Source organism: Alteromonas sp. HB246098, assembly GCF_054890645.1.
Window position 1 is genome coordinate 187,248 of record NZ_JBTZUG010000005.1, and the last position, 26,609, is coordinate 213,856.

Consider the following 26,609-nt stretch of genomic DNA (forward strand, 5'->3'; position numbering starts at 1 on the left):
CTCCTATTATTATCATTATGGCGCGGCCATTTACTTGTTGCTTTTAAGTATGAGGTGGCTACTTTCTAAAGTAGCATGCTTTATGTACAACTGCTTGAATGGATACTCAATTTCGCCTGACGGTTCCTAAACTGCATTAGCCAAGAACTTGGTATTTTAGTATTTGACTGAAACCGTAAGGCGCATATTTCTTGGTTCAACCGGGTGATAGTGCAAATCCTCTATGCCCTCTTCAGGCTCGCCAGGAAGTCTCGACACATAAAAGTAGTCGATATCATGATCATCACTATCAAGGGCATTCAACACTTCTAAAGTAACGTCCCACATGGGCTGACGATAAGCGACCTGTGCATTCATTAAAAACGTTGATGGTGGTGAGATTTCATCGAAACTTTCTACTGTGCGAGAGCTTAAATAACGACCTCGCAGCGTATAGCTAAACCCAAACTGGTTGCTGTTTTGAAAATAGGTCAGGCCCGCGCTCACAACGCCCGGAACTGTACCGTCAATATGACGGCCTTCGCCCTCTACGCTGTCGCTAAATCTTGCTTTTGTCCAAGCCGCTTCAATGTCAGTTGTTAGATGATGATTAACCCAGTAGTAGGCGCTTACTTCTATTCCGTGTCTTTCCGATGGACGACTTGCTTCGGTGAAGCCTGCGTCGCCAACGTAAACCAGTTCACTGTCTAGTTCTAGTCGCCATAATGCAGCTGAAACGTTATAGGTTCTGTTATCGGTAAAATTAACCCCAGCTTCATAACCAAGAGACTTCACCAATAGCGGTGAAGTTTCGGTTGTATCCCCACTTACCGGATCTACGGTAATAGTTGCACCTCGTGCGTCGTTTGAGTGATAGCCTTGACCGATATTGGCAAATGCGGTGAGCTGTTCAGACAGCAAATATTTAAGACCTGCTTTTAACGTAAAAATACCATCGTCAGCACTGCCGCTGTTGGCGTCTAGGTCGCTATCTACGTCAACATCTAAATAATCATAACGACCGCCTAACGAAAGGCTTAATCTATCATTTAGAAAAATATTGGACTGAGCAAAAAGTGCATAGCTGTTGCTTTCTATTGCGTCTTCTCGAACGGTGCCGAATCGAGTTAAATTCTGAGTGCGATACAAGCCTACATTGTCAATATCGTCAAAGCGCCACTGGCCGCCCAAGGTAATACTGCTCCCTTCTGTAATAGCGAGGGGGAGGGTAGTAAATATTTCACCGCCATAGATTTTTCTATCATCAGCTTGTTCGAACTGGTCGCCTCGCTCAGGGTTATCGAGGAAGTAAGTGAAGTTAGAAAATAAACTAAGCTCAGTGTCTATGGCATAAATAGAGGCGTTCCATGTGTCGCTAGCGTAGTTTGCTGATAGACTATAGCGAGAAGACTCACCTCCAACTTGGGTATCGATAGAGCCAAGGCGGTCTATTAAGTCGCTTTGAATAGCTCGCGCGGGTACCTGATCAGCGCCATTCCAGCTATTGTCATAAGCCATGCCTGTTATGGTAAGTTGGCCATCTAACATTGGGGTAATATATCGAATATGAGCGTTTTTCTTTTTTACGTCTTCGTCAACATCAGTCCACGGGCCGTCATAGGTTTGGTATTCTAAAGCCGTAACAACTCGGCTTTCTCCGGCTTCAAACTGGTTTAGTGTAACGGCGCGTTTAAAACCATATTCGCCCAGACCTAAGAATACTTGGTTGTTTTCAAGAGAATCTCTCAAATTAAAAATCGCACCGCCTGCGCTAGAAAAATCGCCAATGTTGGCATAGTAGGTACCTTTAAAATAGCTAAGGCTGTCGATTAGTTCAGGAATAATAAAGTTTAGGTCGCTGTACCCTTGACCGTGGCCGTGACTGCGCATGTTGACCGGCATTCCATCTACGCTTACGGTGAAATCGGTTCCATGGTCAAGGTTAAAACCGCGAAGAAAATACTGGTTGGCTTTTCCTGAACCGCTGTGTTGCGTCACCATCATACCTGGAATAAATTCCAATATTTCACCAGCGCGTAGCATAGGGCGGTCAATCATAGTATCACCAGACACCCATCCCTGAGAAGCCGAGATAAATTCACCGTCTTTTACTGAAGAGTCACCACGAACTCGAATATGCTCAATATCACTTTCAAAGCCGTCGTAAGACCAGGCTAGAGGATGTAAAAAGCAAAGTGCACTTAAAGCAGAAAACGTTATTAATTTTGTATTGGTCACACTCGATGTCCATTATATGTAGTTTAATCATATAACGATTCATCAAGTGAATTGGATGCAAAAAAAGTGAAACCAAAGTTTCACTTCAATGACAATTTATTAGAACCCTGTTCAAAATGCAGCAAGAATGACGTAGCTATCCATGCTTGGTGACGTAGGCGCTCTGAAGAGACTTTGGGGCGACACTTCTCTTTCGCTGACTTTTTCTTCGAAACAGACATGTACTATTCCTTTTAAAGTCGATTTAGTTTTTTGTATGTTCAAACACTTAAATTCGATCACTTTTAACCGCAACTGCAAAACTTTAAAATGGCGTTAAGGATACCTGCGCCTGTTTATGCAATCACGTACATATGCCAAAATATAGACTGTCTAGAAAATATTGAAGAGAAACGCGTGGCAAAACACGACAAAAAAGCGAAACGAAGAGCCGAATCTACTTATCACTCTAAAAATATCGGTGGGGACAGTACTAAAAAAAACGATGCCGAAAACAATCCAGTGCAAAGAGCAGGCTTCGTTAGACGTTTATTGGCGATGATTTACGATACTCTAGTAGCCACTGCCGTCGGTATGTGCGCGGCCATGATGATGATAGTGACGCTGGTAGTTATGCTGAAAAACGGTGCGCTTGATTTACAAGGTTATGCTGAACCCGCAGATTTAATTCAAGCTTCCTCTGGCTATAAACTGCTTATTCAAACTTGGGTAGGCTTGTGGATAGCGGGTTTCTTTTTGTGGTTTTGGCGCAGGGGCGGACAAACGCTTGGCATGCGAGCATGGCGTTTACGAATTTATAGCACGGTTGAAGAGCCTATGACATGGCCGCGCTTGTTAATTCGCCTTGTCGCATCATTGGGCGGTTTAGGGACCTTGCTTGTTTTGTTTGATTTTAAAAATAAGCAATCACTACAGGACCGCTTAGCCCAAACGGAAGTGTTGAAGCTTACCAAAGAAGCGAACGACCACAAAAGTTGGTGATGACGCATTCTAGGCCTTGAAGGGCGCTAAAAAAGTATTAAAAAAGAGGCTTCAAAACGCCTCTTTTTTATGCAACTTGACCGTGAAACTATTCGAGCGCTGATAGCTTAATCAACGTTTAAGCATAACACCAGCGATAGCAGCAAACAGCAGACTGGGCAGCAAAGCGCCCAAAAACGGCGGCAGCTGATATACCAAACTGACTGGCCCAAACACTTCATTAAGAATAAAGAAACCAAAGCCAGTGAGTACGCCCATAATCACTCTTGCGCCCATAGTAACGCTACGTAGCGGGCCGAAGATGAACGACAGTGCCATTAATAGCATCACACCTACTGAGATAGGCTGAAATATTTTTCGCCACAGCGCTAGCTCATAGCGCGCAGGGTCTTGGCCGTTGTTTTCTAAATAATTTACGTAATCTAGCAACCCAGTGATGGATAAAGCTTCTGGCTTAACCGCTACAATCCCCAACTTATCGGGGGTTAGCGTTGAGTTCCATCGCATACGGTCGTTTTCTTCTACCGACACCTTGGTCTCTGAAAACTCGGTTACTTCAACATCGCTTAACCACCAGCCGTCGCCATCGAAAGCGCTATTTTTCGCGTAGGTAATACTTTCAAGAGATAAGTCTGGGTTAAAGCTAAAAATGCTTACGTCTTTAAGTGAATCTTGGCTAAGCACCTGACCAATGCTTACAAATCGGTCGCCATCTTTTGCCCACACCAGCTTATCGGAAGAAAATAAACTACCGCCTGAAATGGCTTCGGTTCTTATCTGTTTGGCTTTGGTTTCGCTGTATGGAGTAACCCATTCACCAACGGCCATCACCAATAAAATCATGACAAGGGTTGATTTCATGGCCGAGTTGATAATGTTCCAACGGCTCATACCCGCGGCCTGCATTACTACCAGTTCGCTGTTACTGGCCAGTACGCCCATACCAATAAGGCCGCCAAGTAATGTGGCCATAGGGAAGAACTGCTCTAAGTCACGAGGTAAGCTTAGTAAAACGTAGATAAAGGCGACAAGCATGTCATAGTCACCTTCGCCAATTTTACGCAGCTGTTCTACAAACTTTATAAGTGCGCTTAAGCCAATAAGTACGCTAAGCGTAACGGTGATAGTACCTAACAGCGTACGGGCAATATATAAATCGAGGATTTTAAACATCTACTTTTTCCCCAATATCCAAGCGCGAAGCTCAGTGCCGGTCTTTCTGTCCCGCACGATTAACATGACACCAATGATCAGCATGATGGTATGTACCCACCACAAGCCTAATTGTGGCGGCATTTTTCCATCTTCTAGTACGCGTCTACTTGCAAGCAGCAGCAAGAAGTAGCCTAGGTAAAGCAGAATGGCCGGAAACATTTTACCAAAGCGACCCTGACGTGGATCTACGGCGCTCAGCGGAACCGCAATCAGCACTAAAAAGGGTATCGATAGCGGTATCGCAATACGCCACTGAAGCTCGGCTCTGGCCTCAATACTGTCGTCTTCCCAAAGCTCGCTGGTGAGCAATACGCTCACCTTGCGTCGGGTTTCATCCGCGGGTTTATCGGCAATCTGAATTTGGTATTCGTCAAACTCTACTTTGCGATAAGCCTTTTCAGATTGTTTGCCTTCGTACTGTACCCCTTCTTTCAACACAAGGTTTCGCGTACCGTCAGGGTTATTGGCCACTTCACCAGTTTGCGCATATACAACGCGCACATCGCCTTCGCTGTCATCCGTTTGATTCTGGGATAAAAACACACGTTGCAGCTTATCGTTGCTATCTACATCGTGCACAAATATAACCGCTTTTTCGTTACCCGTTTGCTGGAATCTACCTGGCATAAGGGCAGAAAGCCCAGCTTCGTTACGGGCTTTTTCTCGTAGTTGGTATTCATTTTCAGCGGCCAGTGGCGCGAAATAAAGGGTAATTGCGCCTGTAACTATCATGATGATTACGGATAAGAACAGCATTACCCGTGTGACGTACCATTCACTGATACCACAAGCCCGCATTACGGTCATTTCACTGTCTACATACAGCCTGCCGTGTGCCAGCATAATACCCAGATAAGCACTAATAGGCAGCACCAACGAAGAGAGAATAGGGGCATATAAACCTAAGAAGCCAAGCACTAGCCCAGCGGGGATATCACCGTCTGATGCGTCGCCCAAAACGCGCACGAATCGCAAGGTGACAAAAATTGCCATTAGGATAAAGAAAATCGCTAACTGAGATTTCAGCGTTTCCTTAAGTAAATAGCGGAATATCAGCATCTCAGCCCTTCCGGAAAATTAGGAATTTTAGTGAAAGAAAGCACAATTTTGTTTAAACTTACCGTTTTTACAAGTTTTGCCTGCAATCATAAACCGTTTGCATGGTGTTTTGACGCAAATTTAACCTATATTCAATAGGTCTGTAAGCGTGAATTGCAGCGAACTAAAAAGTTATGCTGTGTATTAAAACATAAAGCAGCGCGAAACGTTACGTGATTTTAGTCATCGTGCAAACCATAAACGACGAAAAGCGAGGTGATATCGTGGAGTTTAGTGTAAAAAGTGGCAGTCCTGAAAAACAACGCAGCGCATGTATTGTTGTGGGTGTCTTCGAGCCGCGCCGCCTTACGGCAGTGGCTGAACAACTAGACGAAATCAGTGAAGGTTATATCAGCAACTTGTTGCGCCGTGGCGACCTTGAAGGTAAAGCGGGCCAAATGTTGTTGCTACACAACGTGCCAAACGTACTAAGTGAGCGCGTGCTTCTTGTCGGTTGTGGTAAAGAGCGCGAGCTTGATGAGCGTCAGTACAAAAATATTATTGCCAAAACTATTCAAACATTGAATGAAACCGGCTCAATGGAAGCGGTGTGTTTCTTAACCGAGCTTCACGTTAAAGGGCGCGATACCTATTGGAAAGTGCGTCAGGCTGTAGAAGCAACTGAAGATACACTTTACACCTTCATGCAGCTTAAAACCAAGAAAGGTGAGCCTCGCCGCCCGTTACGTAAAATTGTATTCAACGTACCTACTCGTCGCGAGCTTACTGTTGGTGAGCGCGCAGTTGAACATGGTTTAGCTGTAGCTCGTGGTTCGAAAGTAACCAAAGACGTAGCTAACATGCCGCCAAACATCTGTAACCCAGCGTATTTGTGGCAGCAAGCACAAGAATTAGCAAGCCAGTACGACAGCGTAACCGCTGAAGTGGTAGATGAAACACAAATGGCAGAGCTGGGTATGCAGTCTTACCTTGCCGTTGGCCGTGGTTCTGCAAATGAAAGCATGATGAGTATTATGCATCACCGCGGTGGCCCAGCTGATCAAGCGCCAATCGTGCTTGTAGGCAAAGGCCTTACTTTCGATTCAGGTGGTATTTCAATAAAGCCTGGCGAAGCCATGGACGAAATGAAGTACGACATGGGTGGAGCAGCAGGTGTACTAGGTACAATGCACACTATCGCGGCGCTGAATCTGCCAATTAACGTTATTGGTGTATTGGCAGGCTGTGAAAACATGCCAGATGGTAAAGCTTACCGTCCGGGTGACATTCTTACGACCATGTCGGGCCAAACCGTTGAAGTACTAAATACTGATGCAGAAGGCCGTTTGGTATTGTGCGATGCGCTAACCTACGTTGAACGTTATGAGCCAGAGTTAGTCATTGATGTTGCTACCCTAACGGGGGCAGCTATCATCGCGCTTGGTCATCACGCAACAGCGGTAATGAGCACGCACAACCCACTAGCTCACGAACTACTTAATGCGTCAGAGCAAAGCTCAGATCGCGCATGGCGTTTACCGCTATGGGACGATTACCAAGAGCAGCTTGAAAGCCCGTTTGCCGACATGACAAACCTAGGTGGTCGCCCAGCGGGCTCGATCACCGCAGGTTGTTTCTTGTCACGCTTCACTAAGAAGTACAACTGGGCTCACCTTGATATTGCCGGTACGGCATGGCGCAGTGGTAAGAACAAAGGCGCAACAGGCCGTCCAGTGCCTATGCTGTCTCAGTTCCTAATGAACCGCGCTGATATCAAGTTAGAGGACTAATCATTTATGCCACAAGTGATATTTTATCAACTTACCAGCAGTGACAATGGTGTGGCAGGCCGCGCCAGTGAAGTCATTGCCTCAGCGTTTGCTAATAAGCAAAAAATTAGCGTGCTGTGTGATACACAGGCGCAAGCTGAAGACGTTGATGAATTGTTATGGCAACTGCCGGCAGACCGCTTTGTGCCCCATAACCTTTTTGGTGAAGGGCCGCAGTCAGGAACGCCGGTGGAAATTTGTTGGCAGCCCGAGCAGGTAGCCAGACGACAAATGGTGGTGAACGTGGGTTCCGGTATGGTGCCTTCACCCAATCAGCATCGTCAAATCATCGATTTTGTACCCGTGGACGAGAACGCCAAACAGGCTGCGCGGGTAAGATACAAAAACTATCAGCAAGCTGGATGCAACATGCAGTTTAAATCTGCATAAGTCATTCGCGTTTAGCTTCAATTTGAGAGTGTGTAATGGATAAAACCTTCGAACCGCAGTCCATCGAGCAGCAATGCTATAAGTCATGGGAAGAGGCGGGTTTATTTAAAGCTTCAGGCAGCGGCGACCCATATTGTATTTTGCTTCCGCCGCCGAACGTTACCGGTAGCCTTCACATGGGCCATGGTTTCCAGCAAACCATTATGGATGCCCTAACTCGCTATCACCGCATGAAGGGCGACAACACCCTTTGGCAAGTGGGTACCGACCACGCAGGTATAGCTACCCAAATGGTGGTAGAGCGTAAGCTTAACGCTGAAGGCAAGACGCGCCACGATTTAGGCCGCGAAGACTTCATCAAAAAAGTGTGGGAATGGAAAGAGCACAGTGGCGGTACTATTACTGGTCAAATGCGCCGTTTAGGTACCTCTCCTGACTGGTCTCGCGAAGTGTTCACCATGGATGAAGACCTGTCTAAAGCCGTAACTGAAGTATTCGTGAAACTTCACGAAGAAGGCCTTATTTACCGCGGTAAGCGTTTGGTTAACTGGGATCCAGTGCTTCACACAGCAGTATCTGATCTTGAAGTACTAAACGAAGAAGAAGACGGCCACATGTGGCACATGCGCTACCCGTTAGCTGACGGTAGCGGTGAGCTAGTGGTTGCGACAACGCGTCCTGAAACCATGCTAGGCGATACCGCGGTTGCGGTACACCCGGATGACGAGCGTTATCAAAACTTCATCGGCAAAGAAATTAAGCTACCGATTACTGGTCGTTTAATTCCGGTTATCGCCGATGACTATGTCGATCAAGAGTTTGGTACAGGCTGCGTTAAAATTACGCCAGCTCACGACTTTAACGACTACGACATGGGTAAGCGTCATAACTTGCCTATGATCAACATTCTTACCGACGATGCGAAAATTAACGACGAAGCGCCAGAAGCGTATCGCGGTTTAGATCGCTTCGACGCCCGTAAGCAAATTGTTGCTGATTTAGACGCACAAGGCGCATTGGTTAAGATTGAGCCGCACAAGCTTAAAGTTCCACGTGGCGATAGAACCAACGCGGTTATCGAACCATACCTAACTGACCAGTGGTATGTAGCCGTTGAGTCTCTTGCTAAACCTGCGATTGAAGCGGTGGAAAGCGGCGAAATTCGTTTTGTGCCAGAGAACTGGAACAAGACTTACTACCAGTGGATGCACAACATTCAAGACTGGTGCATTTCACGTCAGCTGTGGTGGGGACACCGCATTCCAGCGTGGTACGACGAAAACGGCAAGGTTTTTGTTGGCCGCACTGAAGAAGAAGTGCGTGAAAAGCACGGCCTCGGCAGTGACGTAACGCTTTCACAAGACGACGATGTACTAGATACCTGGTTCTCAAGTGCACTATGGCCGTTCGCCACCATGGGCTGGCCAGAAGAAACGCCTGATCTAGAAACCTTCGTGCCTTCTTCAGTGCTAGTAACCGGCTTTGACATCATTTTCTTCTGGGTTGCCAGAATGATCATGATGACCAAGAAGTTCACGGGCAAAATTCCGTTTAAAGACATCTACATTACTGGTCTTATCCGCGATGAGAACGGCGATAAAATGTCAAAGTCGAAGGGCAACGTGCTTGACCCAATCGATTTGATTGACGGTATTGATATTGAGTCGCTAGTTACTAAACGCACTGCTGGCATGATGCAGCCTCAGCTTGCTGAGAAGATTGCCAAGCGTACCCGTAAACAGTTCCCGGACGGTATTCAGGCCTACGGTACAGACGCATTGCGCTTTACGTTTGCAGCTATGGCGTCAACCAGCCGCGATATTAACTTTGATATGGCCCGTGTCGAAGGCTACCGCAACTTCTGTAACAAGATTTGGAATGCATCGCGCTTCGTATTGATGAACACAGAAGAGCACGATACAGGTCGTGACGGTGGCGAAATGGTACTTAGCATGGCCGATCGCTGGATTTGGGCTAAGTTCCAACAAACCCTAGTTGAGTTTGAAAAGGCCCTTGAAGATTACCGTTTCGATATTGCTGCGCAAACCGTATACGAGTTTACCTGGAACCAGTTCTGTGACTGGTATCTAGAGCTTACTAAGCCTGTGCTTAGCAATGACGCTAGCACCGAAGCTGAGAAGCGCGGTACACGTCATACGCTTATTAACGTACTTGAAAGTCTGCTTCGCTTGTTGCACCCGCTAATGCCATTTATCACCGACACTATTTGGCAGCGCGTTGTGCCACTAAGTGCGCTTAAGGTGGAAGAGGGCGCAAGCATTATGGTTCAGGCATTCCCTGAAGTTGATGCAGCGAAACAAGACGACAAAGTACTTGCTGATATCGAGTGGGTGAAGAAGTTTATCGTGGGTATTCGTAATATCCGTGGTGAAATGGATATCTCGCCAAACAAACCGCTTAATGCGCTACTTAAAAACGTAAGCGACGAAGACGCTCGCCGTCTTGATGCCGCTAAAGCGTTCCTAGATAAGCTTTCTAAGCTTGAAACCGTAACTATTTTGAAAGACGGTGAAGAAGCGCCAGCCAGCGCCACAGCGCTAGTGGGCGAGATGGAAATTCTTATCCCAATGGCAGGGCTTATCGATAAAGACGCAGAGCTTGCTCGTATTACTAAAGCCATGGAGAAAATCGAGAAAGATGTTTCTCGTACTCGTGGCAAGTTGGGTAACGAGAAGTTTGTAAGCAATGCGCCTGAAGCGGTAATTGAAAAAGAACGCGCTAAGTTGGAAGAGGGTGAAAAAGCTCTAGCCAAACTTAAAGAGCAGTTCGAGACCATTAAAGCGCTTTAAGTGCAGCCCTAGAACGGGGTTTATCGATAAAAATTAGAAGGGTTACCGAAAGGTAGCCCTTTTTTATTAGCAATCAAACGGAGCGTCTTAATAAATTATCTATGCGGACTGATATTACATGCGGGCTAATACATTAAAGCGCTAACTCACATCAGAACTTAATTTAAATAAATACTGACTGACATTAGGGCTTTGTGCTGTTGCCTTCTACCAAAAGCACGACTAAACATTTACCTCAACCGATTTCGCCCAATGGAACCTAGTCTTGCTTACCCAAGTATTGTCTTAGCATGCCTATCAGAGACTTTTGCTTTATAGGTTTGGTCAAATAGTCGTTCATGCCAGACTTTATAGCGCTTTGCTTGTCTTCTTTCATCGCGTTAGCGGAAAGGCCGATAATGGGTAATGCTGTAAACCCTTTTTCTCGAAGCTGAGTTGTGGCTTCATATCCGTCCATAACTGGCATTTGTACATCCATCAGTACGAGGTCGTATTGAGGCGAGTTTTCTATTTTTTGTACGGCCTGTTTACCATCTTCTGCTATATCAAAGGTTAGCCCTAGGTTAGTAAGCATCTCGCCGGTAACGAGCTGATTTATATTGTTGTCTTCAACCAGCAGCACGTGCCCCTCAAGTGAAGTAATTAGCGATTCGTCTTTAAAGTGCTGACCTTCAAAGCTGGCGTCTTTCGAGATAACCTGATTAACAAAACGTTCGAATTGGGCCGGGGTAAAGGGGTGCATAATTAATGGGCCCTTCCAAAGCGAATCATATTTAGATTGTAAAGCACTGCCTGCGCTTTCCATTACCAAGCCCACAGATTTTCCGCTTTCCAATAAGCTATTTAGCCAGCTAATATTCTTTCTAAAGAAGCTAAACTCATGAACATCGACAATAATGTGGTCTGGGAGCGACAAAACATTTTTAGCTTCATCTAATGGCATGCCCGATATTGTCGAAAGCTGAATTTGGGTGCAATAAGCCTCAGGAAGCAAAGGTGACTCAGTGATGTAAATGCTATTATTTGGTAGCTGAGGCGAGTTCTCTAATACCCCGGGCTGGTTTTTAAAAGCTCGTAAGGGAAGTTCAACTTCAAACGTGCTGCCTTTACCCATGGTCGAGGTCGCATCCAGTCGTCCATTCATAAGTTCGGTAAGTTGGTTAACGATAGCAAGTCCTAAACCCGTACCGCCGTATTTTCTGTTGGTTGAACCGTCAGCTTGGGTAAAAGGTTTGAATATTTTATCAAGCTGCGCTGGACTCATTCCAATGCCAGAATCGGTTATTCTCATGGAAAGATTAAGCAGGTTGCCTTTTTCATTTAAGCTACCGTCAAACTCAATTTCTATACGGCCTTGTTCTGTGAATTTTACGGCGTTGTTGCCAATGTTCATGATAATTTGAGCTATACGAAGAGGGTCGCCAATGACCTGAGGCGGTATTTTGGGGTTTACCGTAAAATGAACCGACAGGTTCTTCTCTTTTGCTCGTAACGCAATTACCGCAATCAAGTTGTCAAATAGCGAGTGTAGTGAAAAGCTCACTTCTTCTATTTTAAGCTTACCTGCTTCAATTTTAGAGAAGTCGAGGATATCGTTAATTACGCTTAGCAGAATCTGCCCAGAATACGCCGCTTTGTCTAAGTAACCTCTAACCGTAGAAGAAAGTTCTTGCTGCTGTGCTAGTTCTATCAACCCAATAATGCCATTCATAGGCGTGCGTATTTCGTGGCTCATATTGGCCAGAAACATACTTTTCGATGCGGTAGCTTGTTCGGCTTTAACTTTAGATTCAGTGATAACTTTATTTAAGTCTTCCAACTGAGAGTTCATGGTTCGCGCTTCATTAAGCAGTTTTTCTGTCTCACGGTTTTTATCGCTAAACACAAGAGCGGCTTTCGCTAGCTTGCCAATTTCATCTTTCCGATTACTGCCTGGAATATTAGAGATTTGTATGCCTTGAGCGAGCTTGTTGAAAACTTCCGTGATAGAGCGGATAGGGCCAAGAATACGCAAGGTAGAAAACAATGCCGCCGACAAAGCAAGTAAAATGGCAAACAGAGAAAAGAGCTCACCATTGCGTTGTGTACTTTCTGCTATTTGGTAAGTGCGCTGCGTTATAACCTCAGAGTCGGTACTTACCTTTTTCGCCAGTTCTCCACTTAAATAGAGAAATTCATTGGCAGAGCCTGCCATAACAACATTAACTAGAAAAAGGTTGCCTTGTGTTATTTGTGTCAGCTTAAAGAAGTCGTTTTTAATCCTATCTATGATGCGTTCAATACGCTGTTGCAGTTTAGGAGGGGCAGAAGATGGTAAGCCTTTCAAAGCGTCTATGGCATCATTAAAAGACTGGATGAATTTCATATCAGGCTTCATCAAGTATTTCAGCATGGCATTTTCTGTACGTATAAGAATGACCTTGGCATCGTCTACGAAAGCAGCAGAAAGCTGCCCTTGTGCTAAAGCCTTATCAAGCTTACTTCCTAGCAACGTTATGTCAGACATTGTGCCCTGATCGATAAGGTTGTCTCTTTCTGAGCGAGCCTCAACAACTTGAGAGAAGTTTTCCTGGTAAGCGTGTAAATGCTCTCTCATTCTATCGAGAATTTGATTGCTGTCGTCTTTTGAATCAGCGAGCTCATTTACCGCCGCTAATTTATCTAGCTTACCGTTTATCGTAATCATTAGGCGGCTAAAGCGAGTTATGGCTGACTTACTTGCATTTTCCTTAAAGATTAGGACATTGCGCTGAAGGTCGACAACGTCGCGCTCAAGCTCTTTAACTGTACTAACGTCAATGACGGCTTTCGCAGCAGATGCAACGCCTTCGTTCAAAACCTCTTGGTTTTTTCGCGCTACAAAACCTTGGGCAAGGATCAGTGCGATTAGCGCAACTAACACTGTTATAAGCTGTATCCGTATTGACGATAACATATAAGCCTAAAGAACCTTCTTCCATTTAAGATGTGGTATTACACTGTTTTATGCGGTGATAAATTCGTACCACTTTTGTAAGCTATATTCATAGCTTGGCATAACCGTATTCCAAACTGCAACGTTACTAAAGCGCTCTTCATAACTACCACCGGTTCTCTGGGCGCCTTTTTGTACACTGACCTTGCCATCTGGGCCTTTTAGCGGAGTGGAGGCAACTTTACCCTTATACCAATAGTCCCATTCAGCCTGCGATAAATAATCGGCAGAACGCTTAGGGTTTGAAATGTAATAGCCCTGTCTTGCTATAAATGCACCAGGCCAACCCGACAGCCACCAGTTCATGTATTCATAAGCTACATCTTTCATTTTGCCCTGAGTAGCAGAAGAAAGACACATTACCCCGTGCCACCCTCGATAGCCCTCTTTAGGTGCCGCGAATGTCACCGGAATATTTTGACCATTCAGTGCCGAGACAGCGGGGGAGAACATACTTTCAATGGCAACACGGCCGCTTTTCATAAATTCAACAGACTCGGGCACCGATGTCCAAAAACCACTAAAGTGGTTGAGCTGGGTTAATTCAATGAGCAGGTTGAACAAGTCATCTAGTTCGTATTGGGTGATGGCACCAATATCTTTAAAAGTAATAAACCCTTTTGCTTGCGCTGCTAACGCTAAATCGAATAGTCCGATTGTGGGGTCGTTCACAATACCTACTTTTCCAGAAAAATGACGATCTAACAGCCATCCCCAACTTTCTTCTTGCCCTTGAAGTTCAGTGGGTAGTTTTGAGGTGTCATAACCAAAGGAGTCAACATTGTGTACATAGGGTAAAAAGCTAATGGTATCGGTGTGCTGTTCGCCTAAAGAGCCATCGCCCTGTACATTAAGAATTTTATGGGGTGCATCACCCGCGCCCATGCGCGCATTCTCAGTGAGCTTACCGGTTTTACTTAAATTGTTTATTTCATCCCAATATTGAAGGCGCGTTTTCTGTATAGGTTGGATAGATTTTGCTCGCCACAGAACGTTAATGCTATTTGACCATTGCTCGTATAAATCAAAAGAATGGGGCGCCATTGAGGCTTTTTGTAAAACAGTAGCGCTACCGCCAGGTTCAAACTCTATGTTAATGCCTAGATCTTCAATAGCTCGCTGTCGAATAGCTTCTTGCAAAGTAACGTGCGTTCCCATAACCCGCAAGGTTGGTTTTGCTTTACCAATAGCAAAGGGGGTAATGCCGGCTGTCAGTCCAAGCGCTAGCCCGCCTTTTAACAAAGTGCGGCGTGATGTAGAGGCGTTACTAATGTTGCAAGGCTTAGTAGACATTATCAAAGTCCGTATAAGAAATATCCTTTGTAACATTCTGGCATCTATTTCAGAGAGTTACCAAAAAATGTTTGAAGATAATTTAATGCAATCGTGTTTTGGACATATCTGGTAACACTTAGCTTATGGCAAAGCATTTACGATTCAATTATAAAGATATCAAAATGATATCAAAGGTGATGGGTATGCAAGAAAAGAACGGTTTTTCAGTAAACGGATATTTGATGATTTGTGTCTTATTGGTTGCACAGGCTGCGGCATTTTTCTATGCCGTTGGAGGGAGTCCAGAGGGAGGAATTATTTTAAGTCTTCTGGTTGCTACCCTTTGGATGGGGTACTTTATGGTGCAACCCAATCAAGCCAAAGTGATGACTTTTTTCGGAAGCTACGTCGGTACCGTCTCTGATGTAGGTTTGCGTTGGACAATTCCATTATTTCGCCGAACCAACATTTCACTTCGCATAAGAAATTTCGAAAGCGCTAAAATAAAGGTAAATGATAACCAAGGTAACCCCATTGAAATCGCGTCAATTGTGGTGTGGAAAGTCACGGATACTGCAGAAGCCGTATTTGACGTAGACGATTATGAAAGCTTTGTTCGCATCCAGAGTGAATCTGCTATTCGTAATATGGCAAGTAGTTTTCCTTATGATCCTCGCGATGATGAGCAAGCTGAAGTGGCCCTTCGCAGCCACCCGATAGAGATCTCAGAACGATTACAAGAAGAAATTCAGGCGCGTTTAGCGAAAGCAGGGATCACCATATTGGAGTCTCGTATTAGCCACCTTGCCTACGCGCAAGAAATCGCAAGTGCTATGCTACAGCGTCAACAAGCCTCAGCTATTGTTGCTGCCCGCAAGCAGATTGTTGATGGTGCCGTAGGAACAGTTGAAATGGCACTTCAACGACTAAACGAAAAAGGGGTTGTTGAGCTAGATGAAGAGCGCAAAGCGACCATGATCAGTAACCTACTAGTCGTGCTGTGCGGTGATAAATCAACGCAACCTGTTATTAATACAGGTACAATTTACTAATAAAGTTTAGTTTCTAATTATGGTGCCGTCGCAACTTAAAGCGGCACATAAGGTTTTTATTTTGGCAAAGAAAAAAGCGTATCCACTTCGGATTAATGAAAATGTACTTGCCGCTATGGAAAGGTGGGCCGCTGATGATTTGCGTAGTGTTAATGCACAAATTGAGTATGTATTAAGACAAGCGCTTGTGAAGCAAGGCAGAGTCAAGCTTGTAGAAAAGGTAGTGGTGGAAGTTGAAGAAACTCAACCGTCGAAGAATGACGATTAATAAGGTTCACTAATAGGCCATTGTGTTAAGCAACTCAAGCATGTTTAAAGTAAACGGCTGGCGTTTTTTTTAAAGTCGGTTAAAGCGCCTCCCGCGACTCATCGTCTAATGGCTCTTGAGCTGAAATTGCTGAAATTTTTGCACCTTCCTGAATGCACTCCACTGTATTTCGCCCATTGCTCTTGGCCTTGTAAAGCGCTTTGTCGGCATAGGTGAGAAGCTGTTTAGCGCTTTTGTGCTGAAGATCCTTCGATTGTACTGCACCAATGCTTACCGTAATTTTATGCCCTTTTAAAAGCGGCTGGGTTTCATGTAATCTGCTTACCTTCAATCTTAGCCTATCCAGAATTTGGTGCGGCGAGACTTGGCTTAGAAGCACAATACAAAAAGCAAATTCTTCCCCTCCAATTCTGCCTATTGCGTCTTCGGCGCGAAAGAATCTCTGCATTGTTTGCGCAACGATAGTCAGCACTTCATCGCCAAACCCATGGCCAAGGTTGTCGTTTATTGATTTAAAGTGATCAACATCTGCAATTCCTACCAGAACTTCATGGTTGTTGCGTTTGGCAAACATTAAAGATTTAGAGAACGCATCAATAAACGCTCGCCTGTTGGGGATATTGGTTAAGGCGTCAAAATATGCCAGCTTTTCTAATTTCAGGTTTGCATCTCGCAGCTCACTTGTACGTTCGTGAACCAAGTTTTCTAAATCTTGTTTTATTCTTTTTAGCTCTGAATTTCTTTTATCCAGCTGTTCAGACTGAAACTTCATCTCACTTACATTGCGCTGAACCGCAGCAAAGTGCGTAACTTCACCAAAATCGTTGGTTAGAGGGAATATATTCATTTGTACCCAGAACGGTGTACCGGTTTTCGTATAGTTCAGCAGTGTCTCAGTACACGGAATTTGTTCAACAAGGGCTTGGCGAATGCGATCTGTGGAGGCTTTGTCTGTTAGGGTTCCTTGGAAAATCCTGGGTGTTTCGCCAATTAGCTCTTCGAAGTCATACTCAGTATGCTTACAGAGGGCTTCATTGGCGTAAATTATTTTAGGTGAGAGTGGGGCATTGATGTTTTTGGCTTCTGTCACCAAGATCATGTCTTGTGATTTCTGCACAATGTCTCTATGGGAAAAGTCGTTTATTTTCGCTGTGATGTTTGTAAAGTAAACGACTGCAAAGGGCGGTGTAATTCCGTTCCCGCTAACTTTATCTGGGTAGGCATTAACACTAAACCAAGCGGTTTTTTCTGTTGTTTTGTCAATAATGCCCAAAATTTGATTAGTTACAGATTTGCCTGTCGATAGTACTCGAACTACAGGTAGTTCATCGTAGGAAAGCCGCCGGTTTTGTCTATCTATGAACTCCCATGTCTCTGCATCTAAGCTTTTGTCCTTAAGCTCTCCAAGACTTAATTTAAGCATCAACAACGCAGCGGGGTTGGCGTACTCTACTGCGCCAGAAGCATTGTGAATAACCACACCAATTTCTGTGTTTTCTAAAAGATTGAACAAGTTAACATTGTTGAAGCTCATTGCACTACACCACTTGAAAGCGTCAGTATGTACTGTTTTTCCCTGTACATTGGCGAATCAGCGTTAATTAGAAAGAAGAGTTAACCTATATATTAGACTTTGGTTTAAAAAATAGCCAAAAGCTGTGTTTAAAACAGCTTTTGGCAAAGATAAATTTAGAAGGAAAATTAATGGCGAGAGAATTTGCTGAGGCGTCTTGTAACTACAATGCCCCCTAGTAAAAACAATGGAAGTAACGACCAAGCACCACCGTGTTCTTCTACTATTACTACCGTATCCTCTACGATGTACTCGTTGTTTTCGCTTTCAAGAGGAAGATAGGCAAGTGCGTTGTCGTCATAAGCATCGGTAAATGCCACTAGCTCTTCAGTATCTGCATCGTAAAGTTCTAGCAGTATGTCGTATTCGCCAGGAGGAAAGCCAGTTACTAATGAACTTTCGATGGTAAATGTATCGGTTGAATCTTCTGAATAAATATAAAATTCAGACGACACGTGAATTGCATCGTAGAGACCGTCTTTACCTAAATACAATACTGCGTAAACAGGCGCTCGTGTGAAAATCGTGTCGGCGTCAAACTCAATAGAGAATGTAGAGTGATATCCATCGTAGTCAATGTCTTGTAGCAGCGTTACCCAACTTTCATAAATCCAGAATTCATTAACGCTGCTAACCACAATATCGCTTGATGACTTGTTTACACCTAGGTGTTGTTGATGCTTATTAGTTTGGCTGAGCGTGCTTTGTTGAGCGTTGGCCTTATCTGTAGTTTGCTCGACAATACTGTCATTGGTCAGCCCACTTGTGGTTTTCGGTTGTAGTGATTCAGCGGCTACAAATGGTTTGTCGTAGCGGAATTCAGTTGAGTTAACCTGTTTTTCTTCTGAATTACTATCAGTATTCGCATGCACAGGTGACAAAAACGCAAGCTGTAATGCGGCGATAGCAGAATACGCTGTAAGTGCTGATACTAAGTTTTTCATCTGTCCATCCTTTTCCAATCGATAATGACAGAGTCATTGTTGACGAAAAAAGATGAACAAAAGCTGAAGAGTAACTTAATATCCCTTCAGCTTTATAGGAAAAATTAAGGGTTAGTCGTCGAAGTGATGGTCTTCTTCTTCGTACTCGCCTTCTTCGCGTGGCTCGAAATACGTGCCCCATCCATCGTAGGTCACATCGTGTTTGTCAGCGATTTTTAAAAGGGCATCTGAATCCGCATTAAGTTTTTCAATGTTTAGCTTTCTTTCTACCACGGCGTCGAAGCAAAAAATGGTTTCGCCGTCATCAAGAATTAGCTCTTCGGCATCAGTTACTTCAAAGCCAGCTTTAAACGCATCAACAGCGGCTTTTTCTAAGACGTCAAAGTCGGTACTGGCGAAATGGTGCTCAATGGTATAGTCGGCATCTGCTTGACTGCCATCTTCTAGAAGGGCATCAATAGTTTCTTGGTTAAACTCGTACCACTCTTCTCTTTCATCGAACTGGGTCATAATAAACACTCGTTAGCAATTTAGGCGCAAGTTTACCTGCTTTTTTCCAGTTCATCGACCTGTGTATTAAGCACATCAAACTTTTGTTTCATTTCATCATTAAAGTGCACCATCCACTCTTTAATTGTGCGTTCTTCGGTAAGTGATTGAGGCGCTGCGATATCAATCAGCACAATCCCGTTGTTCCAGCGGTTCCATTTAACCTTTTCATGCAGGTTGCTCGCTGTAACCATAACCACAGGTTCATTCGTGGTTTTGGCTAAACGAAATGCACCTTGTTTGAAAGGTAGAATACCTCTGCCATAACTTCTCGTTCCTTCAGGAAAAAGCCATACAGATGTTTTCTTTTTGGCAATGCGGTTAGCGGCAATATCCAAGGTGTTTCTGGCTTTTCCTGAATTTTTTCTATCGATCATGATATTCCCCGACAGCCAATAAATTTGGCCGAAAATAGGGATCCATTTCAAACTCTTTTTTCCAATTGTGACTACGCCCGGAAGCGCAGCCTTACAAATAGTAATAACGTCGAAGCTGTTTTGGTGATTTGCAATGAAAACATAAGGTTCGTTCGTTTTTACAGCGGGGTCTCTTTTTATAATAATTTTAAGGCCCACTATTTTAGCCATAAGTGAATACAAACTACCGGCAACATGCACGTTGTCCTTGTGAAAAGGGCGCACAATACAGATGATCAGCAAAATAATGTTGATTAATAGAAAGGCGATAAATAGTGCCGGTATGCGAAATAAAGCGATCAAAACAACTCCTAGATACAATTGACGCGCGCAGTATAGATGAAGTTTCAGCGTACACTTGTCCGATGAGTTTTTACAATGTTTAGATTTAATCGGGTCATCACTTGTGAAAGTTCCTTCTTTATCACCTTTAGTATGAGGAAATTTTGCCGATACCGAATTACAATAATAGAAAGCTTAATAGAACCTAACTCGGTATTCATTACATGCAGACATTTACTCCAGACGACCTAGAAGAAGATATTCTTGCTGACCTTATGGAGGAAATTAACGAACTCTATGAATCAAGTGAGCAAACTTTGATTGAATTAGAGCTTCGGCCGGAAGACAACGAGTTGCAACGAGCCCTGTTTCGTTCAATCCACACTATTAAAGGCGATTTGGGCTTGGTTAACTTCTCACCCATGATCCCGCTTTTGCAGCATGTCGAAGATTTACTCGATTACTTGCGCAAAGGACAGGTAGCGTATACCAGTACAATGAGCGACCTAGTGCTACTTACTATGGACAGGGTAAAAGCCTTTGTTGAGGCTGTGATGGCTGACGGTAAGGCTGAGTATGATGACAACCTTCACAATCAGCTAGTGCTGGCTATCAGTCGTGTTACGCCTGACAATTCTGCTGAACATGAAAAACGTCTTACTGAAGCTGTGTTGTTACTCAACCCTGCGTTAGACATTGTCGCTGACGGCGACGACCCCGAAAACGTGCAAATAAAGCCGCCCACATTAGCTGCGACAGGTATACCTAAAGACATTAGCAGCGAGAAGAAACAAGATATTTTGTTTTTCCGCGATCTTATGCAAACCATTGAGCGTCGTTCTAACTATTGGGTTGGACGAGGTGATCGCATTGCTAAGTTGGCCATGTACATTAACGATGTCGCTGAAAATCCAATTGACGAAGACCAGCTGGCGGTAGCCAGTTACGTTCATGATTTTGGCATGGCGTTCATGCCGTTAAAGCTGTTGCATAAAGGCGATGAATTAAGTGATATTGAGTTCAATCTGATGCGGTCTCACGTTTACAAAAGCGCTCGTTTGTTAGAGCACCTAGACCAATGGGACATGGCGCGTAAAATAGTGATGCAGCATCATGAACGCACTGATGGAACTGGATATCCGCTAGGCATAAAAGAAGACGATATCTGTGAAGGCGCTAAGCTGCTTGCAATTGTTGACACTTACGACGCGATGACACACCCAAGGGCGCACAACGAAGACAATGTTCTTTCCAAAAAAGAGGCGGTGATAGAAATAAATCGAAGCGCCAAAGGTCAGTTTAGTATGAAGTGGGTAAGGCATTTTAATCAAGCTATGACAGCGCTTTTAACTAAAGGGCAGTAAGCGCTGCCCTTATCTTGCTATATGATGTTGGCTGAGAGCCTAATTCAGCTAAAGGCTTTTCAGCTATCTCTAAAAGCGAAGCAGGTTTAATTTACGCCTAATTCCTTCAGTTTACGGGTAAGCGTATTTCTTCCCCAACCCAAGCGTTTAGCCGCATCTTGCTTGTGGCCGTGTGTGTGCTGGAGTGCTCGCTCAAGCATCACGCGTTCGAAAGTCAGCATAGCGTCGTTAAGGATATTGTGGTGACCATCGCGTAGTTGTTTGTCGGTCCAGCTCGCGAGTAAATCTGGCCAATCACCCGATTCGGCACTCGGTTTTTCAATACCGCTATCGCTGTGAATTTCTGGCGGCAAGTCGCTCGGTAAGACTTCTTGTCCACTTGCCATTACCGTTAGCCAGCGGCATACGTTTTCTAACTGTCTTACGTTACCGGGCCAAGGCAGTTGAGACATAACGCGCTCAGCTTCTTTAGAAATGCTTTTTGCTTCCACATCAAGTTCTTTAGCTGCTCGGCGAAGGAAATGGCGTGTTAACAACGGAATATCTTCACGACGTTCGTTGAGTGATGGAAGGTGCACACGAATAACGTTCAGGCGGTGAAATAAATCTTCCCTGAACTTTCCTTCAGCAACACGCTGCTCTAGGTTTTGGTGGGTCGCCGCAATAATGCGTACATCAACGCTTACCGACTGATGGCCACCTACGCGATAAAACTGACCATCCGCGAGTACTCGCAAAAGGCGGGTTTGCACATCTAACGGCATATCGCCTATTTCATCTAAGAAAAGTGTACCGCCGTCAGCTTGCTCAAAACGCCCTTGGCGTGCAGCTTGTGCACCGGTAAAGGCGCCTTTTTCATGCCCAAACAGCTCAGACTCAACCAAGTCAGCCGGGATTGCCGCCATGTTAAGCGCAATGAAAGGCTTACTCGCTCTAGGGCTGTGTCTGTGAAGTGCGTGCGCTACCAGCTCTTTACCCGTACCCGATTGGCCGTTAATAAGTACGCTAATCGAAGAACGTGAAAGTCGACCTATAGCACGGAAAACTTCCTGCATAGCAGGCGCTTCACCAATTATCTCGGTTACAACGTCTTCAACTTGTGATTTGGATACCGTCGACTGCTCTCTTGCATGAGCAAGGGCGCGTTGAGTTAAGGTTACTGCTTCGTCAATATCAAAAGGTTTTGGTAAGTATTCAAATGCCCCTTTTTGATAAGCGTTTACCGCACTGTCTAAATCCGAATGCGCCGTCATAATGATAACGGGAAGCAATGGATGGGAAGCGTGTACTTCGTTCAGTAATGTCATGCCGTCCATTTGTGGCATTCTTATATCTGAAATGATGACTTCGGGGGCTTGACCGCTTTGAAGTTGAAGCAATAAATCTTCGGGGTTTTCAAAACTTAAGCAGCTGATATCAGCGGCTTGTAAGGCCTTTTGCAGCACCCAACGAATAGAACTGTCATCATCGACAATCCACACAGACTCATTCGTCATCGTCTGTCTCCTTACGATCTATTGGTAGGTAAATTACGAACTCAGTGTGACCAGGGTAGCTGTCTACATCTATTTTGCCGCCGTGGTGGTTAATAAGGGTTTGCGAAATAGACAAACCCAGCCCAGAGCCATTTTGCTTACTCGTGACCATGGGATAAAAAAGCGTGTCTTTAATTTCAGCGGGAATACCCGGACCGTTATCTATAATTTTTATTTTTGCTACCAGTGCATGACGTTTCGTTTGAATCGTCATCTGGCGCTCTATTCGCGTAACTAGCCTAATCTCTGGGTTAGGGGTTTGGCTCTCAGTTAAAGCTTGAATGCTATTTCTGACTATATTAAGCACAGCCTGCTGAATCATGTCAGGGTCTAATAACAGCGGCGGTATACTTGGATCATAGTCTCTGACTATGGCTATAGGGTTATCTGAATCAAAACGCATTAGGCTACGTATTTTTTCAAGAGCCTGATGCACATTGCTTTCTTCGAATCGAGGCAGTGAATTAGGGCCTAGCAAACGGTCGACCAAGTTGCGCAGACGATCAGATTGCTCAATGATCATACGCGTAAATTCTTTGTGTTCTTCCGACAGCTCTTTTTCTAAAAGCTGGGCTGCGCCTCTAATGCCACCTAATGGATTTTTTATCTCATGGGCTAGGCCACGTACTAGCTCTCGAGCCGCATAATGCTGTGCATTTTGTAAATTCTCTCGAGAAATCCGTTTTTGTTGGTCAATTTTTTTGACTTCGAACAGCAGTCGAGGGCCATCGTCAAAGTGTAAGTTGGTAACGGTTAAATCTGCAGAAACATAGCGGTTGTCTCTAAACGCTAGCTTAATTTCGTTCTCTGTAAAGTCTTCACCTTTTCTAATCGCCGCTTTTAGTCTGGTAGTTTCTATTGTTCCCGGTAAGAAAAAATCTTGAAGCGGGTGCCCGATAAGTTGCTTTAGCCCGGTCTCGAACAAGGCTTCACCTGCATGGTTAGCGTAAACAATGGTAAGTTTGTTATCTACCATTACCAACGCTGTGTTTAGGCTATTTATAAGCTGTTGTGTTTCTAACTCGGTGGAATGCATCCGAGTTCGTCTCCTTTGCACCATAATTGTGCATTGTAGCTTGCAATGATGCGATACGCGAATAAGAGGCTAAGCAAACATAGCTTACTGAACCTCGGTGGTGCGCTTACAGAACAATGGTTGCACGCTATTAGTTATTAATTAACGCCGATGCCTGATGTAGGTAAAGGGTTTGTTCTGGAGACGATGCAAGAGTCTTGCCCGTATTGTTAGTTAACTCAACTTTAAAAGTATGTGCCCCACGATGGATACCTGAGAGTTTAAATACGCCCGAACTATTGCTAGCAAATGGGGCGTTATCGAATATTAAGCGATAGGTAGGCGCTTTGGGTGCACCAGTTTGCGCCGCAGAAATAGTTAGCTCACCTAGATTATTTCGGATTGTTGCTTCTGGTGCAGGGGACTTGATGACTACGCGATAATTTGGTTTGGGCGCACCAGGCTTAAGCGGTGGTGGGGGAGGTACTTTGGCTGCTGTGACTACATTTTGCGTTTTATCATCGAATGCCAGTGGTTCAGCATTTTTTTGCGGCTTATCGGTGAAAGTAATAGAGCCATCTTCTCCTACCACCTTATAGATTGTTGTAGTTGAAGAAGAAAGGGTAGTAGTTGCCTCGGCGTCGCGCTCTGTCTCATTTGTTTGTGTTTCTTGCTGCGAATTATCTTGCTCTAAGCTAAGCATAGCGGCTTGAAGGGGTAACACCCCATTGCTGCTAATTAATAGCAGTGAAGTTAAGCAGATGTATCGCATCATGTTTTGCACGGTTTGTTACCTAATCATTATATTTGAAAAATGTCAGCATAATACTTTTGTCACGGGAGGCCTGTAGCTACATCTTTCAAGCGGTACTCAAATAAGGCGGCCCTTAGTTTACTGCCCGAGGTAAGCAAACTTATAAGCCACTTTTAGCGCAGACACAAGGACATAGTAGTTAAATTGCAAACATAAAAAAAGCCCGCGAAGCGGGCTTTAGTATATATCGCTATACAGTGTGTTATTACACGCTGTAGTACATGTCGAACTCAACCGGGTGAGTTGTCATGTTAAGCTTAGTAACTTCTTCAGACTTAAGGTCGATGTATGCATCAATCATGTCGTCAGTCATAACGCCACCTGCTTTAAGGAAGTCTCGGTCGTTATCAAGCGCTTCAAGTGCCATTTCAAGCGAGCTTGCAACAGTTGGGATTTCAGCAGCTTCTTCTGCAGGTAGGTCGTATAAGTCTTTATCCATAGCATCGCCAGGATGGATCTTGTTTTTGATACCGTCAAGGCCAGCCATTAGCATTGCAGAGAACGCTAGGTAAGGGTTAGCTGTTGGGTCAGGGAAACGTACTTCAATACGACGCGCTTTATCGCTTGTTACGTGAGGAATACGAATTGATGCAGAACGGTTACGCGCAGAGTATGCAAGCATTACCGGCGCTTCGAATCCAGGAACTAGACGCTTGTAAGAGTTAGTAGAAGCGTTAGCGAAGGCGTTGATTGCACGCGCGTGCTTGATGATACCACCGATGTAGTAAAGTGCTTCTTCAGAAAGACCTGCGTATTTGTCACCTGCGAAGATGTTAACGCCGTCTTTAGAGATAGACTGGTGACAGTGCATACCAGAACCGTTATCGCCAACAAGAGGCTTAGGCATAAAGGTAGCAGTTTGGCCGTATGCATGTGCAACATTATGTACAACATACTTATACACTTGAATTTCATCCGCTTTCTTAACTAGCGTGTTGAATTCACAAGCGATTTCGTTTTGACCCGCTGTCGCTACTTCGTGGTGGTGAGCTTCAATAACAAGGCCCATTTCTTCCATAACCATACACATAGCAGCACGAATGTCGTGAGCAGAATCTACCGGAGGTACTGGGAAGTAGCCGCCTTTAACGCCAGGGCGGTGAGCCATGTTGCCGCCTTCGAATTCTTCACCTGAGTTCCACTTTGCTTCTGAAGAGTCAATCTTGTAGAACGAACCTGCCATATCTGTATGGAAACGCACGTCGTCGAAAAGGAAGAACTCTGGCTCTGGGCCGAAGAAGCATGTGTCGCCGATACCTGTAGATTTCAAGTACTCTTCTGCGCGACGTGCAACAGAACGTGGGTCACGCTCGTAACCTTCCATTGTTGAAGGCTCAACAATGTCACAACGGATGTTTACTTGTGTTTCTTCTGCGAAAGGGTCTACTACGCAGCTGTCTGCGTCTGGAAGAAGAACCATATCTGATTCGTTGATGCCTTTCCAACCAGCAATTGAAGAACCGTCGAACATTTTACCTTCTTCGAAGAATTCTTCATCAACAACACTTGCAGGAATTGATACGTGTTGTTCTTTACCTTTAGTGTCGGTAAAACGTAAATCTACAAACTTCGCTTCACTTTCTTTAATCAGTTCTAATGCCTTATCTACTGACATCGTGTCCTCCAGGTTTAATGTAAAAATGCGGAATGATCAGCTTCACTCCAACAGTGGCAAAAGTGAAAGCGATTATCATGCCATTTACAAGCAAGCCGAATTTTGCGGCATGGACAGGCATCTATCACTTCCATTTGAATAGCAATGCACCAGCAAGGTGCGTTAATGCTCCATAGTGGTGCTTAATTGTTACTTTTATGTCATCTAGCCTAGATCACTTTGTATCACACCACCACCGTATATGTTCAATTCGGTGCAAATGTGATGGTTATTTTTTAAACTGAAGAGGTAATTCTAATAAAAGTGACTTCTTATCAAAAAAAGGTGCGCAAACGTCGTGGTTTTTCTGTACAATCCGCGCAAATTTCTCTATCTGCATTTTTTTGCAACAAATCTAATGCAGACTAATTCGATTCCCGAATTAAGTTGGCATCGATTTACACAGGCTCTATA

21 protein-coding genes are annotated in these 26,609 nt (G+C 44.5%); 7 read left to right on the forward strand and 14 right to left on the reverse strand.

The genetic code is table 11. From position 1 onward, the window contains the following. Nucleotides 1-156: 156 nt before the first annotated feature. Together ACYTPF_RS12560 and ACYTPF_RS12565 are read right to left on the reverse strand one after the other, a co-directional pair. Nucleotides 157-2,217, reverse strand: a complete 2,061-nt coding sequence (locus tag ACYTPF_RS12560; RefSeq protein ID WP_461852447.1) for a TonB-dependent receptor — start codon at nucleotides 2,215-2,217, stop codon at nucleotides 157-159. An 80-nt stretch (nucleotides 2,218-2,297) separates the two neighbouring features. Continuing rightward, complete coding sequence (locus tag ACYTPF_RS12565; RefSeq protein WP_461852448.1) at nucleotides 2,298-2,438, reverse strand: hypothetical protein; 141 nt, start codon at nucleotides 2,436-2,438, stop codon at nucleotides 2,298-2,300. 316 nt (nucleotides 2,439-2,754) lie between these two features. Here ACYTPF_RS12565 and ACYTPF_RS12570 point away from each other — a divergent pair, with 316 nt between their 5' ends. After that, nucleotides 2,755-3,198: an RDD family protein gene (locus tag ACYTPF_RS12570; protein ID WP_461852545.1), complete on the forward strand. Its 444-nt coding sequence runs from the start codon at nucleotides 2,755-2,757 to the stop codon at nucleotides 3,196-3,198. A gap of 111 nt (nucleotides 3,199-3,309) precedes the next feature. Here the strand turns inward: ACYTPF_RS12570 and lptG are convergent, their stop codons facing one another. Both lptG and lptF read right to left on the reverse strand, forming a co-directional pair. Next, nucleotides 3,310-4,371 (reverse strand): LPS export ABC transporter permease LptG, encoded by a 1,062-nt coding sequence (lptG, locus tag ACYTPF_RS12575; RefSeq protein ID WP_461852449.1) that lies wholly within the window; start codon nucleotides 4,369-4,371, stop codon nucleotides 3,310-3,312. Then, a complete protein-coding gene (gene lptF, locus ACYTPF_RS12580) occupies nucleotides 4,372-5,472 on the reverse strand; it encodes an LPS export ABC transporter permease LptF (protein ID WP_461852450.1) in 1,101 nt (366 codons plus the stop codon). Nucleotides 5,473-5,735: 263 nt separating this feature from the next. Between lptF and pepA the strand changes: the two genes are divergently transcribed. The 3 genes from pepA to ACYTPF_RS12595 are packed head-to-tail and all read left to right on the forward strand — an operon-like array spanning nucleotide 5,736 to nucleotide 10,480. Continuing rightward, on the forward strand, nucleotides 5,736-7,241 hold the full coding sequence (gene pepA / locus ACYTPF_RS12585) for a leucyl aminopeptidase (protein WP_071817605.1): 1,506 nt from the start codon (nucleotides 5,736-5,738) through the stop codon (nucleotides 7,239-7,241). Nucleotides 7,242-7,247: 6 nt separating this feature from the next. Next, the gene (locus ACYTPF_RS12590; RefSeq protein WP_461852451.1) at nucleotides 7,248-7,670 is read left to right on the forward strand and encodes a DNA polymerase III subunit chi; all 423 of its coding nucleotides are present in this window, start codon (nucleotides 7,248-7,250) and stop codon (nucleotides 7,668-7,670) included. 35 nt (nucleotides 7,671-7,705) lie between these two features. Further along, the gene (locus ACYTPF_RS12595; protein ID WP_461852452.1) at nucleotides 7,706-10,480 is read left to right on the forward strand and encodes a valine--tRNA ligase; all 2,775 of its coding nucleotides are present in this window, start codon (nucleotides 7,706-7,708) and stop codon (nucleotides 10,478-10,480) included. Between the two features lie 259 nt (nucleotides 10,481-10,739). Here the strand turns inward: ACYTPF_RS12595 and ACYTPF_RS12600 are convergent, their stop codons facing one another. Together ACYTPF_RS12600 and ACYTPF_RS12605 are read right to left on the reverse strand one after the other, a co-directional pair. After that, complete coding sequence (locus ACYTPF_RS12600) at nucleotides 10,740-13,415, reverse strand: hybrid sensor histidine kinase/response regulator (protein WP_461852453.1); 2,676 nt, start codon at nucleotides 13,413-13,415, stop codon at nucleotides 10,740-10,742. A gap of 48 nt (nucleotides 13,416-13,463) precedes the next feature. Further along, nucleotides 13,464-14,747, reverse strand: coding sequence for an ABC transporter substrate-binding protein (locus ACYTPF_RS12605; RefSeq protein ID WP_461852454.1), 1,284 nt, complete (start codon nucleotides 14,745-14,747; stop codon nucleotides 13,464-13,466). 185 nt (nucleotides 14,748-14,932) lie between these two features. Between ACYTPF_RS12605 and ACYTPF_RS12610 the strand changes: the two genes are divergently transcribed. Both ACYTPF_RS12610 and ACYTPF_RS12615 read left to right on the forward strand, forming a co-directional pair. Then, a complete protein-coding gene (locus ACYTPF_RS12610; RefSeq protein ID WP_461852455.1) occupies nucleotides 14,933-15,781 on the forward strand; it encodes an SPFH domain-containing protein in 849 nt (282 codons plus the stop codon). A gap of 61 nt (nucleotides 15,782-15,842) precedes the next feature. Then, nucleotides 15,843-16,049, forward strand: a complete 207-nt coding sequence (locus ACYTPF_RS12615; RefSeq protein ID WP_461852456.1) for a type II toxin-antitoxin system antitoxin — start codon at nucleotides 15,843-15,845, stop codon at nucleotides 16,047-16,049. A 79-nt stretch (nucleotides 16,050-16,128) separates the two neighbouring features. Here ACYTPF_RS12615 and ACYTPF_RS12620 read toward each other — a convergent pair whose 3' ends face one another. The 4 genes from ACYTPF_RS12620 to ACYTPF_RS12635 all read right to left on the reverse strand — a co-directional run bounded on the left by ACYTPF_RS12620 (nucleotide 16,129) and on the right by ACYTPF_RS12635 (nucleotide 19,834). Then, nucleotides 16,129-17,583, reverse strand: coding sequence for a sensor domain-containing diguanylate cyclase (locus ACYTPF_RS12620; protein WP_461852457.1), 1,455 nt, complete (start codon nucleotides 17,581-17,583; stop codon nucleotides 16,129-16,131). Between the two features lie 167 nt (nucleotides 17,584-17,750). Beyond that, nucleotides 17,751-18,566 (reverse strand): choice-of-anchor H family protein, encoded by an 816-nt coding sequence (locus ACYTPF_RS12625; RefSeq protein WP_461852458.1) that lies wholly within the window; start codon nucleotides 18,564-18,566, stop codon nucleotides 17,751-17,753. Between the two features lie 111 nt (nucleotides 18,567-18,677). Continuing rightward, on the reverse strand, nucleotides 18,678-19,076 hold the full coding sequence (rraB, locus tag ACYTPF_RS12630) for a ribonuclease E inhibitor RraB (protein WP_118492491.1): 399 nt from the start codon (nucleotides 19,074-19,076) through the stop codon (nucleotides 18,678-18,680). Between the two features lie 32 nt (nucleotides 19,077-19,108). Further along, complete coding sequence (locus ACYTPF_RS12635; RefSeq protein WP_461852459.1) at nucleotides 19,109-19,834, reverse strand: 1-acylglycerol-3-phosphate O-acyltransferase; 726 nt, start codon at nucleotides 19,832-19,834, stop codon at nucleotides 19,109-19,111. A gap of 203 nt (nucleotides 19,835-20,037) precedes the next feature. Between ACYTPF_RS12635 and ACYTPF_RS12640 the strand changes: the two genes are divergently transcribed. Further along, nucleotides 20,038-21,177, forward strand: coding sequence for an HD-GYP domain-containing protein (locus ACYTPF_RS12640; protein WP_461852460.1), 1,140 nt, complete (start codon nucleotides 20,038-20,040; stop codon nucleotides 21,175-21,177). 86 nt (nucleotides 21,178-21,263) lie between these two features. Here ACYTPF_RS12640 and glnG read toward each other — a convergent pair whose 3' ends face one another. From glnG to glnA, 4 genes are all read right to left on the reverse strand, one after another. Further along, nucleotides 21,264-22,673 carry a nitrogen regulation protein NR(I) gene (gene glnG / locus ACYTPF_RS12645; RefSeq protein ID WP_179984414.1) on the reverse strand — a complete coding sequence of 470 codons (1,410 nt, stop codon included), beginning with the start codon at nucleotides 22,671-22,673 and terminating at the stop codon, nucleotides 21,264-21,266. After that, on the reverse strand, nucleotides 22,663-23,748 hold the full coding sequence (glnL, locus tag ACYTPF_RS12650) for a nitrogen regulation protein NR(II) (RefSeq protein WP_179984413.1): 1,086 nt from the start codon (nucleotides 23,746-23,748) through the stop codon (nucleotides 22,663-22,665). The genes glnG and glnL overlap by 11 nt, the downstream gene beginning before the upstream one ends. 130 nt (nucleotides 23,749-23,878) lie before the next feature. Then, entirely contained in the window at nucleotides 23,879-24,502 is a 624-nt protein-coding gene (locus ACYTPF_RS12655) for a DUF4124 domain-containing protein (protein ID WP_461852546.1), read from the reverse strand. A gap of 244 nt (nucleotides 24,503-24,746) precedes the next feature. Beyond that, nucleotides 24,747-26,156, reverse strand: coding sequence for a glutamate--ammonia ligase (gene glnA / locus ACYTPF_RS12660; RefSeq protein ID WP_020746516.1), 1,410 nt, complete (start codon nucleotides 26,154-26,156; stop codon nucleotides 24,747-24,749). Between the last annotated feature and the right edge of the window lie 453 nt (nucleotides 26,157-26,609).